Below are 13,346 nucleotides of genomic sequence, written 5' to 3'. Positions count from 1 at the left end.
CGCGGAGATGACCGAGGCGATGAAGGGACTGGCCACCGAGACGAAGTCGAAGGGCTGGTGGCACGCGTACGGGGACGCGGTGCCGAGCTGGTTCGAGCTGTACATCGGCCTGGAATCCGCCGCCTCTCGTCTACGCGGCTACGACGAGTCGCTCATCCCGGGCATCCTTCAGACCAAGGAGTACGCGCACGCGCTCTATCGCCTCGGGCGAACGTTAAGCGACGAAGAGCGCGAGCGCGCTGTTCAGGTGCGGCTACAGCGGCAGGCACTCCTCATGCGACGGCTCCCAGCTCCACGGCTGGAGTCGGTGCTCTCGGAGGCGGTACTCCGACGCATCGTCGGCGGCTCCGCAGTGATGACCGCTCAGCTCGACCATCTCCTCAGACTGTCCGACCTGCCGAATGTGTCCGTCAGAGTGCTTCCGCTCGCGGCGGGGCCGCAGCCAGGCGCGGTGGCCGGCACCTTCATGATCCTTGACTTCCCGGCTACCAAGGGCGGCCGAGCCGCCCCGGAACCATCCGTCGTCTACAGCGAGTCGCTAACCGGGGCGCTTTACCTTCACAAGCCCGACGAGCTGGCCGCGTACGAGCGCGTCTGGAAGGGGCTGGATGCGCTTGCCCTCAGCGAGGCAGAGTCGAAAGACATGATCAAGAGAATCACCGGGGAGATGCGGCATGACTGACCTGTCCGGTGCCGTCTGGCGCAAGAGCACCCCAGCGGCGACAACGGCGGGGCCTGCGTAGAGGTCGCCACCAACCTCCCCGGCATCGTCGCCGTACGCGATTCCAAAGACCCCAGCGGCCTCGCGACGTCCTTCGACAGAGACGCTTGGCGCAGGTTTACTGCGGCCCTGAAGACCTCGCGGCTTCAGTCCCACTGAGGTACATGAGCCTCGGCGGCAGCAGAAGCCGGCGATGACATCGGCGTGGCGGCCTTCGACGACCACTACCAGCTCCGCACCCGCCTGCAGGTGCTGCCGCACCCGAGGCGCGCCGCCGAGCCCGAACTTCATTGCGGGCAGGATTCAACGATCCTGGCTCAAGTACTCGACGTGCCTTCAGGTCGGGCGGTGGACGTTGGCGTCTCGGGCGCGGGCTACGGCCTGGGCCCGGTCTTCGACGCCGAGTTTGAGCAGCACGTTGGAGACGTGGTTCTGCACGGTCTTGGGGCTGATCCCGAGCCGGGCGGCGATCGCTGGGTTGGACTGGCCGGCGGCCATCCGGGCCAGGATGTCGAACTCGCGCTCGGTGAGCTGCGGAAACGGGTTGGCTGGGTTGGTGTCGGCGAGTGCGGCGAACATCCGGTCGGCTACCGCGGAGTCGAGGATCGCCTGGTTGGCGTGGACCGCGTGCACCGCTCGGATGATCTCGTCGGGTTCGGCGTCCTTGAGCAGGTAGCCGCGGGCACCGGCCCGGATCGCCTGGCGCACCATGGCGTGGTCGGCGTGCATGGTGAGGACGAGCACCCGCGCGCGCACCTCGGCACGCCGGATCTGTTCGGTCGCCTCGACCCCACCGCCGCCGGGCATGTGCAGGTCGATGATGGCCACGTCCGGGTCGTGTTCGACGACCGCAGCGACCGTCGCCGCGGTGTCGGCCGCCTCGCCGACGACACTGATACCGGGCACGCTGTCGAGCAGCTTGTGCAGCCCCATCCGGAACACGTGGTGATCGTCGGCTATCACCACCCGTAGCTCGTTCATCCGTCGCTCTCCATCGGGAACACGGCCCTTACCGTCGTGCCCTTGATGCCGCGCCGGCACAGCTCGAACTGCCCGCCGAGCTCGCCCACCCGGCGGCGCATCGACGCCGTGCCGACGCCGGCCACGTACCGTTCGCCGATGCCGGCCCCGTCGTCGTCGACCTGTACGGCGAGCCGCCCGCCGCCGGCCAGCGTCACGGTACATGTGGAGGCGCGGGCGTGCCGCAGGACGTTGGCCACCGCCTCCAACACCACGAAATACGCGGCGTCGGCGACGGCGGGTGGCACCCGCGTCTCGTCCACGTTCGTGTGGTGGTAGCTGATCCGGGGTGCATCGGGCAGCGCGGCGCACCGGTCAAGGTGGTCGGTGACCGCCGCGGCCAGGCCCAGGTCGGCCACGGCAGCGGGCGGCAGAGCGTCAATGATGCGGCGGACCGCGGTGGCGGCGGAGCGCACCTGGCCGGCGATGACTCGCAGCTCGTCCGCCACTGGGTTGTCCGCGCTCAGGGTACGGCGGACGCCGTCTACGGCCAGCCCCATGCCGGACAGCAACGGTCCGAGCCCGTCGTGCAGGTCGTGGCGCAGCCGGCGCCGCTCGTCGGTGGTGGCGTGGACCGCCCGCTCCTGCGCGGCGCGCAGTTCCTCGGCGAGGCGGACCGCGTGCAGGGCCGAGCCGATGGCGTGCGCCAGCTCGTCGAGCAGCGCCAGGTCGGCCCGGGAGTACGCCTCGCCGGGCGTGCGTGGTCCCACTGTCAACGTCCCGACCAGCTCGCCGCGCCACTCCAGCGGCACCTGCACGGACGGCTTCGCACCCGCTACGCCGATGCTGGCCACCTCGTCGGAGGCGCCGTCGGTCAGCAGCGAGATGGAGACGTACCCGGCGCGCAACGCCCGCGCGACCGTGCTGGCCGTGGTGGCCGGGATCTCCGACGGGTCGGCCACGGCGTGCAGTTGCTGGCGCAGCCCGGCGAGGGCCTCCAGCGGTTCCTCCCGCTGCCCGAACAGCCACCGGCTGACCAGTAGTTGCAGCCGCCGCCGGGCCGGGTCGGCGAGCCCGGCGACCGCGGCCGATGCGATCAGCGCCAGGCCGGGTGACGGGCCCACGGTCTGGCCGAGCACGACGACGGTGCCCATGTAGGCCGCGAACACGATCGCGGTCAGCGCGGCGAACACGACGGTACGGCGGATCACCGGGTCGATCTCGTAGAGACGGTACCTGCGTACCGACAGCGTGATCGCGCCGACGAGCAGCAACGGAATCAGGAAGTAGCCGGCCTGCGCGACGTGGTGGGGCATCAGCTTGCCGAGCAGTTCGACGGCGATGACGACCGCGATGGCGTACCAGAGGAACTTCATCTGCTGGCGTTGCGTGGGCTCGGCGCGGTGCCAACGCACGGCGAGGCTGGCCAGCGCCGCCAGGACGGCCGCGACGACCACGACGCCTGCGACAGTCATCAGGGCCCCGCCGGCGGGGACGGCGAGCGGGTTGGGCGGGCCGGCGTTCCCGCCGACCGGCAGCGGCCCGGGCTCGACGGCGGCGGCAACCGCCGTCAGCAGGGTCGCCCCGGCGCCGAGCCACGGCACCCACCGCCAGCCCCGCGACACCGCCCGGCCGTCGGGGAAGATCGCCGGCAGCACGGTGAACAGCGGTACGACGTACAGCGCCCAGATCCACAGCCCCAGCCAGGCCGCCACCCGCCATCCGAACCAGTCGGCCGGGAACCCGGCACCGGCCCACCCGCCGGTGAGCACCCCGAACGCGTCGGCCGCGCCGGCGCCCAGCAGCAGCCAGCCCACCCGCCAGCCGGCCGGGCTGCGGGTCAGCCACCAGCCCGCCCCGGCCAGCACCAGCCCGTGGCTGACATTGCCGACAAGTTCCCAGTCCATCGCCCGGCCGGCGGACAGCGTCAGAGCCGCGCCGGCCAGGGTGATGGCGACGGCGGTGGCCGCGGTGATCGCCGAGACCGGCAGCCGCCTGACGGCACGACCCGTGCCCGCGATCACCGCAGCCCCGGCCATCAGCTCTCCTCCGTCACCTAGCGCGCCGCGCCGATCGCGGCCTCGACGCCCGCACCGCGGCGTGCCGACCGGGCCGCGCTCACCATCAGCAGAATGCCGAACACCCCCAGCACCGCAGCGAGCGCGAACGGCAGGACGAAATCGCTGAGCAGGCCGACGACCATGAACGCTCCCCACCAGCGCACCCCCGCGTCGAGCAGGAACGCCACTCCGGACACCACCACACCCAGCATCATGACGTAGAACAGCGACTCCACCCACATCACCGAGTCGGGCAGGTCACCCCGTCCGAGCAGGCCGCCCCACACTGCCGTTGCCACCGCGAGGAGCACCGCGAGCACGGGCCCGACGGCCAGCATCGCGGCGCTGATCCGGCCGAGTACGCCCTGCCGGTCCCGGCGGCGCGCCCACAACGCGAGGAACGCCAGCGGCAGCAGTCCCCAGTACATCCCGACCAGCCGGCCCAGCCACTGCGGCGGCTCGGGCTGGCCGCTGGCCTGGATCCGCTGCACCAACAGCAGGTGCACGACAATCAACACCGAGCTCAACAGGATCGCAAAGCCGACCCCCGCCAGCGGCGCCCGCGCCAGCCGGTCGATAACCACCCGCATCTCTGAAGCTCCTCTCTGCGGGAACACTTGCCAGGAGCGTCCGGCGCGGCGTTCCCGGGTGGCCTGAGTACGCCTCCCACCCCGGCCGGGAGATTCCCCCCGGCGAGGAGTCGCCGGTGTCCCGAGGGCAACTGGGAGATGCACCCCTCGACCCGGGAGACCGGGTTCCGGCGGGTGGGCGAACCGCCGGGGCGAGATCCCGGGCACGTCCGTCCACAGCGTGCTGGTGCTGACGCAACGGGACGCCGTTCTCGTCGAAGCGCCGCTGCGATGGCCAGGACAAGTCGGTGCGCGGCGGGCAGCGGGGCAGGAAAGCCGGCGGTAGTCTTCGGCGGGTCGATCGTCGCCACGGTCGCCCCACTCTGTGGGCAGCCGATCGCCGAACCCGGCGTCCTGTCAGATGTTTGCCTGAGTGATCGAGTTAGGGGTACCGGTGCGAAGGCTGTTGTCACTCTGCGTCCTTGCGATGTCTGTGACCGCCGCTACCGGCTGCAGCGAGCCGAGCGCGCAGGCGGAGACGCCTGGTCTCGCTCCCCGGGGCACGACAATGACCACTGTGCAGCCCACTCGCCAAGACCTTGCCAACAAGGTGAGCCTGTCCGGGAAGGTGACCATCAACCCGGTATTCGGGATCGTGGCCCCGGTCGCCGGGCAAGTGCGGTATCGCGATGTCACGCCGCCGCAGAGCACGCCGACCAAGCCGACGCGGGTGGCGAGCGTCTGGGCGTCCGGCAAGGCGCACCGCATCGAGGTACCGGCGGGTGCGGTGTTCGCCGGCCGACTGGTGGACGACGGTTCCAAGGTGAGCGCCGGGATGCCCATCGTTTCGGCGAAGAAGGTCGGCTACGGGCTCGTCGCCGACATCGACGGCGCCCAGGCTTACCAGATCTCGGATGCTCTCGCGACGGTTCAGGCCCAGATCAAGAACGGCCCCGGGCCTTTCCCGTGCAAGGTGCTCGGCACCATCGCCGCTCTGCCCGCCGGCACCATCCCGGACCCGCCGGCCACTCCGCCGTCCGCCGCGCCGTCCGGCCAGCCGTCCGCCCCGCCGGTCGTCCAGGCGCCCCCAAGCGTGCAGGACAGGACCGAGCCGTCGGAGCCGACCGGGATGCGCCTGGTGTGCACCGCGCCCGCCAACGTGAAGCTGATCAACGGTGCCAGCGCCACGCTCGAGGTGGTGACCGCGAGGGCGACCAAGGCGCTGGTACTCCCGGTCGAAGCGGTCGCCGGCGGGCAGGGCCGCGGCAAGGTGGACGTGGTCAAGCCGGACGGTAGCCGGGAGACCAGGGATGTCGTGCTCGGGCTCAGCGACGGCAAGGTCGTACAGATCAAGTCCGGTCTTGCCGGCGAGGAGACGGTGGCCGTCCCTGGCCCCAACCTCCCACCCGCCAAACCCGGCGGAGAGGGTGGCCCGCCCGCTCCGATGGGTGGGAAATGACGGCGTTGCTGCAGCTCCACGGCGTCACGAAGACGCTGAAGGGCCAGAAGGCGCCGCGCACCATCCTCGACGGCACCGACTTGACCGTCGACGGTGGTGAGAGCGTGGCCATCGTCGGTCGCTCGGGATCCGGCAAGAGCACCCTGCTCAGCCTGATCGGTCTCTTCGACCGGCCAGACAGTGGACAGTATCTGCTGGATGGTCGGGACATCACCCGGCTGCCGGAACGGAAGGCGGCAGCTCTGCGCAGTGCCGAGTTCGGCTTCGTGTTCCAGCGGTTCTTCCTGCTCAAGCACCTGACCGCTGCGCAGAACGTGGCGATGGCCCTGGTCAACGGGCAGGGCTGGCTGCCACGGCGCAAACGCAAGGCCCGAACCATGGCGGCCCTCGACCGGGTCGGCATCGCCCATCTCGCCAAGCACCGGCCGGCCCGCCTGTCCGGCGGCGAGCAACAGCGAGTCGCGATCGCCCGCGCGCTCGTCCGGGAGCCGCGTCTGCTGCTTGCCGACGAGCCAACCGGTGCCCTGGACACGGAGACGGGCAACCTGGTGATCGAGGTGTTGCACGCTGCGACCGATCGGGGCTGTGGCCTGATCCTGGTCACCCACGACTGGGACCACGCCAACAAGATGCAGCGGGTGCTGCGCCTGAGCGACGGGAAACTCCAGCCGGCTACCGACACAAGGAGTGTGCCTCGGTGAGCGGGCCAGCACGGCACAACGCGAAGGCGGGAACGGTGCGGTTCGATGCTGAGCGCAGCGGGGTGGCCGCATGATCCGATTCTCCGGGCGGTTCCGCTCGGCTCTGATCATCGGTGGTCAGGGCATCCGGGCCCGCAAGACCCGCACCCTCCTGTCGATGGTGAGCCTGTTCCTTGGGGTGATGGCCGTCGTGGTCGTCCAGGTCGGCGCCGAGACCGCCAAAAACGCCCGGCTGGCTGATCTGGAGCTGCACATGGGCAAGGACGGCACCCGGCAGACCTACCTGCCGGGTAACGCCGACACCATCCAGATCAGCCAGGACACCCTGAAAGGGCGCAAAGACGCGGTCGCGGTCTCCACCACCCAGGCGATCATCGGCGAGCCGGGCGTCGGCCCGGTCAACCCCGGCGCGGCACCGTTCGACCAGCCGGGCGGCGGACAGTACGCGGGTCCCGGCGGCGGCGACATGTACTGCGACCCCCGCGGGTACTGCCAGCCGATGAAGGCAGCCGGCGACGCTCCGGCCGTTCCCGTGCCCGGCAAGGCGATCGAGCTGAGCCTCAATGCGCTGACCGGCGACATCCGCCAGTTCCGGCCCTTCCGGCCGGTATCCGGCCAGTGGCTGGACTTCACCTCCGAGCCGTCGCTGTCCCCCCGGATCGTCATCAACCTCGAGGCGGCAAAGGGGTTCACGCGCCATCAGGTACCTGCCGAGATGCGGGTTGAAGGGGCCACCGCCAACCCGACGCCGCGCATCATCGGCGTCATCGACGACGGCAATCCGCAGCCCACCGCCTACACCCGAGCCGACGAGCTACAGAACTGGGTGCCCCGCGCGAGCAACAACGGCGACTACGGCCCCGGGCTGCAACTGATGCTGGCGCCCACCGCAAGCGACGTGGAACAACTGCTGCGCATTCGCCTCACCGCCAGCGGAATACCCGCCGAGCAGATCCACTTCGAAACGATCCAAGCGCGGAAGGACATCGCCAAGGAGCTGGCACTCATCCGCTGGATCTTCCTCGGCATGGCCGGCCTCGTCCTCCTCATCGGCGTCGCCGGCATCCTCAACGTCGGACTCGCAACCGTCGGAGAACGGGTCGAAGAGTTCGCCCTGCGCCGCGCGGTCGGCACCTCACGATCGTTGCTCGCCGGCATCGTCCTCGCGGAGACACTCCTGACCGGCCTCCTCACCGCGGCCGCCGCCATCGGACTGTCCGCGCTCGGCCTGACCGCGATCAGCACGCTGTTCGGCGATCGGGAGCAGCTCCTACAGAACCTCGTGTTCCCCTGGCAGGCGGGGGCCGCAGGAGTCATCGCCGGCCTGGTCGCCGGACTGCTCGGCGGCCTCATACCGGCCATCCGCGCCGCCCGCATCCCGATCGCCACCGTCATGCGCGCCTGAAGCCTCGCGCCGGTACGAGAGACCGGCACCGACGCACGCGCAACGCGGCAGACGAGGTTGGGTAACCGACATGCGATAGGTGCTCCTCGACGAGATCGTCGCCTCCTCGTGAACGACCATGTTCCCGGCGATGCCGTTGTTTTCCACACGCCCGGTCCGCCGGCTGACCGGCCGCTACCACACCAACCAGTACGGCGCCACGGCCGACCTCAAGCGATGACGCATCAAGCGCCCAACAGGCCCTGACGGAAGTCCCGCAGGCAGCGCCCACGATCGGCGGCAGAATGCGGATGTCCGATCATCGTTGGTTGATCGCGCCGGGCGGGCCCTCGCTCGGTGTGTTCCCAGGGGTGCGCGAACGCCAGTAGGCGGGCCCTAAACTTGCGGTCCGTGACGACACCCCTCACTCCGGTCGACATGGCCTTCGCGCTGTTGCGGGAGGGCCGTATGGGCGACGCCGAGAACCTCATGACCCGCGAGCTCCAGACTGCCACGGACAAACACGGTCACGGCAGCCCGGAATGGGCCTCGGCCCAGTGCGACCTCGGCAATGTGCTGCTCAACGTCGATCAACTCGACCGCGCGATCGAGTGCTACCGCCGCGCCGTCTCCGCGACGCCGCGCGATCACGAATCCCGCAAGGACCAGTTGACCTACCGACTCAATCTGGGCTTGGCGCTGCGCATGGCCGGACGACTCGACGAGGCCGAGACGGAGCTACGCCAGGGCGTTCAGGAGCGGCTCGCCTTCTACGGTCGCGAGCATGCCGGGTACGCGTTCGGCCTCGAACCATTGGCGGACCTGCTGCGGCAGCGTGGCAACGTGGCAGGTGCCCGGCAGGTCGTCGAGGAGGCGGTGGCCAACCTGTGGCGCAACGGGCACGAGCGGGTGGCCTCCGCGTTGGCGCTGCGAGCGGCGATCGTGCACGCCGGTGGCACCCGCGAGCCACTCTTCGTCGGCCTGCACCAACTGCCAGACGACGTCGTCGAGCAGGTCGGGCGAGTCGTCACCCAGATGCTGGACCACGACGATCCGGCATCCAAGCCCCTGCTCACCTCCCTGGTCGCCACCTTGGAGGAGCGGCTCGGCATTGACCACCAGGCGACGCTCAACGCCTTGTCCGCGCTGGCAAACCTCGGCCGTGATCTCGGTGACCAGGCGGGGCGGATTGATGCGATCCAGCGCGTGCTCGCTTCGTACGACCGGCAGGGCCGGCAGGAGGAGGCGCTGATGGCAGCGCTCGGTTTGGCGATGGCCCAGGACGAAGCAGGCGATGCCGAGGCGGCGCTGCGCACGTACGCGTCGTCGCACGCGAGGGCGGAGCGCATCGGTCGCCCGGAGCTGCGGAGTCAGGTGCTGCGCAACTGGGGTCTCGCGCTGAAGGAGGCCGGCCAGGTGGGCCTGGCGGAGCAACGCCTGACCGTGGCAGTGAGCCAGGCGCGCCGCGGCACCGACCATGACACGGTCGGGCGGGCCTGCGTCGCCCTCGGCCTGTTCCTGCAGCATGAGGCACGGCTGTCGGAGGCCCGCACGGTCCTGGAGGAGGGCCTGGCCGTCATGGATCCCGTACACCCGGACGCGCTCATCGGCCGCAGCCACCTCGGTGCGGTCCTGGATGGCCGGACCTGCGGGTGCGGCGACATGGCGGGCACGATCGCCGATGCGTTCCGCGAGTTCGTCATCACCAGGCTTCCCGCGGACCTGCTCGACCGCCTCGACGTGGCGATCGTAGACGGCGACTTCAAGATCGATGTTGGGCTGCGGCGAGAACCGACCGAGTACGAGCTCGAGCGGCTCAACGACGTCTTCCAGACCGCTCACGCGGAATTCCGCCGCCGGCTCAGCGAGCCCCGCTACGCCGGCTGACCGCCCGACTGCCGTTGCGGTACCAGGTGCGGCCTGTTGCCCTTTGCAAGCCCGGGCCACAATCCACGCCGTGGCACCTTCACGCCCTCGCCCCGGCATCGCGCGTCGCCATCGACTTTCCTTGATCGCGTGCGGCGGCTCGCTCCTCCGCGACGATCCAGATACCGCAGCAAGTACGAACCCTGGCCTATCACCGCTTGCCTAGATCATTTGTCAAGTATTGGCTGGGACGGATTCGGGCGGGTTCAACTGGTCGCGTCCGCGCGGGTGGTGTAAGAGACGGCCATCGCGGGACCCGGTCTGATGCTCTTCGGAACGCCGGCCCACCAACGATGGGCCGGCGTTCTCCATTGCCAGGTTTACAGGCTGGGCAGGGAGACGGCGGTGCTTAGATGTTGCGCGAGCCCGTTGATGCACCCTTCCATGACGTCGCCCGTTGAACGGTCCCTCATCGCCTACGACATCTGAATCTTCAAGGCATCAATCATCTAGTGGCGGTGCAGGGCCGCCCGTCAGCCCTCACGCCGGTACGCCCGACACGACGTCCGCGACGTTGCCCCGGTTGCAGGTGGTGGTGGAGATGCTGGGGGCATTCACCGTCGGGCCGTAGACGACGTACCGCTGGCCCGTCTGCACGTTGCGGCACTGGATCTGGACCCGGTAGGCGCCCGTGTCGCACTGGGCGGTACCCCGGCCGTAGTAGTGGTTGCTCCCCTCGTGGACCCACTCCGCCCAGGAGACGCAACCGGTGACACCGACTGTGGGCAGCGGGTCCTCGACGGGGTACACGCCTTCGGCGACATTCCCGCTGTAGCACTGGGTGGTGGCCGTACCGGGGGCGTTCACCGCGTAGCCGCCGTAGACGACGTATCCCACGCCTGTCTGCAGGTTGCGGCACTGGAGCTTGACCTTGTACCGGCCGGTGGCGCACTGCACGTTGCCGCGACCGTAGTAGTAGCTGTTACTGCCCTCCTGGACCCACTCCACCCACGTCGTGCACCCGGTGGGGGCGACCTGGACGCCCAGGTCGGATTGCGCCACCGCGCGGGCCGGCGCCGGGGCTGCCTGGGCGGGGGCGGCCACGGCGGAAAGGCCGAGAACGGCCGCCGCGACCAGTGAAAGCGAATGCCTGATCAAGTCTGTCTCCTGAAGGGACGGGGAGAATTCGCCGAACGGCAGGGATCATATTAAGAAGCGCTTTGACGGGCGTCTATAGGGCGGCGGGAAAGTGCGCTTTTGTCGTGGGCGGGTGACGGCGGACCAGGTCGTTTTTCCCAGGTCCGAGCGGCTACGACGTTCGGGTACGTCGCCCGGTCCCCTGTGGAGCTGCCCCGTCCATGCGCCCGCGCCCTTCGCCTCGGCAGGCATGGGAATTGCGTCGGAGTCCGAACTCCGGATGACAAAGACCGCTTTGTCGCCAGGGAAGGCAGGAGGAGGTCGGGCGAGGTGCCGGGCCGGCCGGCATGGCGGCCCGCTTCCTGGCGCATCACGGCGGATTCGCCCAGAGACGATCATGCGCTCCCGCGGAGGCGGCCAGGACAGGGCCTAGCCGTAGTGCCCGCGGCCCGAGATCCGCGCTACCACCCTTCAACGTGACGACCCCCGTCCGCACACATGAGGCGCGTTGACGAGTGATCCGACAGGGGGCGATGCGAAGCCATATTGCACAAAATTCTTTGAATATCTACGGTTGCGTCATGGAAGCGCGACGGATCAGGGACCTCACCGAACTGCGGGTTTTCGCCCACCCGCTGCGGCTGCGGCTGTTCTATGCCCTGGCCACCGAGCAGGAGGCGACAGCATCCCGGCTGGCCGGACTGGTCGACGAGTCGGTGTCGCTGGTCAGCTACCACCTGCGCGAGCTGGCAGCACACGGCTTCATCGAGACCGCAGAGAGCCGCTCCGGCGACCGCCGCGAGCGGTGGTGGCGCACCAGCGGCAAAGGGTTCAGCTGGACCGCGTCGCAGTTCGCCGAAGACCCGCAATCGCGCTCCGTGTCGGTCGCCGTGAAGCGCCACATGCTCGCCCACCAGCTCAGCCGCCTCGAGCGGTTCATCGACGAAGAGCCCGCCTGGGGCCCCGACTGGTCCGACGCCGCATTCTCCAGCGACGCCCTCCTGCAACTGACCGCCGACGAGCTGAACCAGATGCACGCCGAACTCCAGGACGTGATAGCCCGCTGGCACGAGCACGGACGCGCAGCCGCACAGCAGCGCGACCAGAAGGCAAAGCCCACGGAGTCGGCCGATCCTCGCCAACACGTCATGCTGATCATGCACGGCTTCCCCTTCACGCCATGACCCGCGACGGCGTAGTCCAGATGCCGGCCGGCACCGCCGTACCCGGCGTGCCGCCGTACCGCGACGGCAACGTCCTGCGCTGGCTCGCCGGCTTCGCGATCTCACTGCTGGGCGATCAGGTCTACTTCGTCGCGCTCGCCTGGGCAGCCGTGCAGACCACCGGAGCCGGCGGGGCCGGCATGGTTCTCGCCGCCGGTTCGGTACCCCGGCTGGTGCTGCTGCTCATCGGCGGGGCGTTCGTCGACCGCTGGGGCGCCCGTCGGCTCATGATCGGCAGTGACATCCTCCGCGGCGCGGTCATGGCCGCCGCAGCCGTGATCACTGCGGCGACCAGCCCGTCGCTCATCGTGCTGGTGTCCGTGGCCATCGTCTTCGGCATGGTCGACGCGATGTTCCTGCCTGCCGTGGGCGCTCTGCCGCAACGCCTCGTCGCCGCCGATCAGCTGGCCCGGCTACAGGGCATGCGGATGGTCGTGCAGCGCGCCGCGATCGTCTTCGGAGCTCCCCTCGGCGGGGCCGTTGTCGCGGCGTACGGCGTCCCTGCGGCGTTCGCCGTCAACGCGGTCAGCTTCGCCGTCTCGGTCGTCGTGTTGGCGATGATCCGCCTGCGACCGATCCCCGCCCCGGACGTCACAGAGGATGAGCGACAGCCCACGACCGTCCTCGCGGATGTTCGTGACGGACTCCGGGTAGTGCGCCAAACCCCGTTGCTACGCACGGCCCTTGTCGCGGCGGCGGTGTCCGAGTTCGGGTTCAGCGGCCCGATCAACGTCGGAGTCCCGCTGCTCGTACACGACCGCGGGTGGCAGGCAGCAGGCGTCGGCCTGATCATCGGAGGATTCGGCGCAGGCGCAGCCCTAGCCGCCCTGACACTCGTCGTGATAGGCCGGATCCCACGAGCCGGACTCGCCTACGCGATGCTCAGCCTCACCATGGCCGCCGCCCTCGCCGGAATCGGCTACGCACCCACGCGGCAGTGGGCGCTCGCCGCCGCGTTGCTACTCGGAGCAGGCGGTGGCGTGGCCAGCGCCGTCCTCCTCGCCCTCCTCCAGGCATACGCACCCACCGGCTATCTCGGCAGAGCGTTCAGCCTCAGTAGCCTGGCCAGCTACGGCGGCATCCCCATCAGCTACGCCCTCACCGGCTCGATCGTCGACGCCCTCGACCCCCGAGCGGCCTTCGCCGCCGGTGCGGCACTAGCCGCATGCGGCGGCGTGATCAGCCTGCTGAGCCCGGCACTCCGCAGCGCCGAACTACCCCACGGGCACCGCTGACAGCGCCGGCGCTGGCGGCCGGCCGGAACAG

At 69.8% G+C, this 13,346-nt stretch carries 11 protein-coding genes and 1 pseudogene; 8 read left to right on the top strand and 4 right to left on the bottom strand.

What is annotated here, in order from left to right:
* Both ACY34I_RS35120 and ACY34I_RS35115 read left to right on the top strand, forming a co-directional pair.
* Positions 1–682 (top strand): DUF5753 domain-containing protein (locus ACY34I_RS35120; protein ID WP_462759457.1); only part of this gene is annotated, 682 nt, incomplete at its 5' end.
* A pseudogene (locus ACY34I_RS35115) lies at positions 675–880 on the top strand (DUF397 domain-containing protein). The gene ACY34I_RS35120 and the pseudogene ACY34I_RS35115, both read left to right, overlap by 8 nt.
* A 177-nt stretch (positions 881–1,057) precedes the next feature.
* Here the strand turns inward: ACY34I_RS35115 and ACY34I_RS35110 are convergent.
* The 3 genes from ACY34I_RS35110 to ACY34I_RS35100 are packed head-to-tail and all read right to left on the bottom strand — an operon-like array spanning position 1,058 to position 4,331.
* On the bottom strand, positions 1,058–1,702 hold the full coding sequence (locus ACY34I_RS35110) for a response regulator (RefSeq protein ID WP_148804269.1): 645 nt from the start codon (positions 1,700–1,702) through the stop codon (positions 1,058–1,060).
* Complete coding sequence (locus tag ACY34I_RS35105) at positions 1,699–3,720, bottom strand: GAF domain-containing sensor histidine kinase (protein WP_462759456.1); 2,022 nt, start codon at positions 3,718–3,720, stop codon at positions 1,699–1,701. Before ACY34I_RS35105 ends, ACY34I_RS35110 begins: the two co-directional genes overlap by 4 nt.
* Positions 3,721–3,737: 17 nt before the next feature.
* On the bottom strand, positions 3,738–4,331 hold the full coding sequence (locus tag ACY34I_RS35100) for a hypothetical protein (protein WP_462759455.1): 594 nt from the start codon (positions 4,329–4,331) through the stop codon (positions 3,738–3,740).
* A gap of 547 nt (positions 4,332–4,878) precedes the next feature.
* On the opposite strand from ACY34I_RS35100, the gene ACY34I_RS35095 reads away from it, so the two are divergent.
* The 4 genes from ACY34I_RS35095 to ACY34I_RS35080 all read left to right on the top strand — a co-directional run bounded on the left by ACY34I_RS35095 (position 4,879) and on the right by ACY34I_RS35080 (position 9,741).
* Complete coding sequence (locus ACY34I_RS35095; RefSeq protein ID WP_462759454.1) at positions 4,879–5,769, top strand: efflux RND transporter periplasmic adaptor subunit; 891 nt, start codon at positions 4,879–4,881, stop codon at positions 5,767–5,769.
* Positions 5,766–6,470 (top strand): ABC transporter ATP-binding protein, encoded by a 705-nt coding sequence (locus tag ACY34I_RS35090; protein WP_462759453.1) that lies wholly within the window; start codon positions 5,766–5,768, stop codon positions 6,468–6,470. Before ACY34I_RS35095 ends, ACY34I_RS35090 begins: the two co-directional genes overlap by 4 nt.
* Positions 6,471–6,627: 157 nt before the next feature.
* The gene (locus ACY34I_RS35085; protein WP_462759452.1) at positions 6,628–7,875 is read left to right on the top strand and encodes an ABC transporter permease; all 1,248 of its coding nucleotides are present in this window, start codon (positions 6,628–6,630) and stop codon (positions 7,873–7,875) included.
* 390 nt (positions 7,876–8,265) lie between these two features.
* The gene (locus ACY34I_RS35080; protein ID WP_462759451.1) at positions 8,266–9,741 is read left to right on the top strand and encodes a tetratricopeptide repeat protein; all 1,476 of its coding nucleotides are present in this window, start codon (positions 8,266–8,268) and stop codon (positions 9,739–9,741) included.
* A gap of 519 nt (positions 9,742–10,260) precedes the next feature.
* Here ACY34I_RS35080 and ACY34I_RS35075 read toward each other — a convergent pair.
* Positions 10,261–10,878, bottom strand: a complete 618-nt coding sequence (locus ACY34I_RS35075) for a hypothetical protein (protein ID WP_462759450.1) — start codon at positions 10,876–10,878, stop codon at positions 10,261–10,263.
* Positions 10,879–11,438: 560 nt separating this feature from the next.
* Here ACY34I_RS35075 and ACY34I_RS35070 point away from each other — a divergent pair.
* A complete protein-coding gene (locus tag ACY34I_RS35070) occupies positions 11,439–12,041 on the top strand; it encodes a helix-turn-helix domain-containing protein (RefSeq protein ID WP_462759449.1) in 603 nt (200 codons plus the stop codon).
* Positions 12,038–13,315 carry an MFS transporter gene (locus ACY34I_RS35065; RefSeq protein ID WP_462759448.1) on the top strand — a complete coding sequence of 426 codons (1,278 nt, stop codon included), beginning with the start codon at positions 12,038–12,040 and terminating at the stop codon, positions 13,313–13,315. The genes ACY34I_RS35070 and ACY34I_RS35065 overlap by 4 nt, the downstream gene beginning before the upstream one ends.
* Positions 13,316–13,346 lie beyond the last annotated feature (31 nt).

The sequence above is a fragment of the Micromonospora sp. RTBAU3-60 genome, from assembly GCF_054963695.1.
Note: the sequence above shows the minus strand (reverse complement) of the source record. Positions and strands in the feature narration are given on the sequence as shown.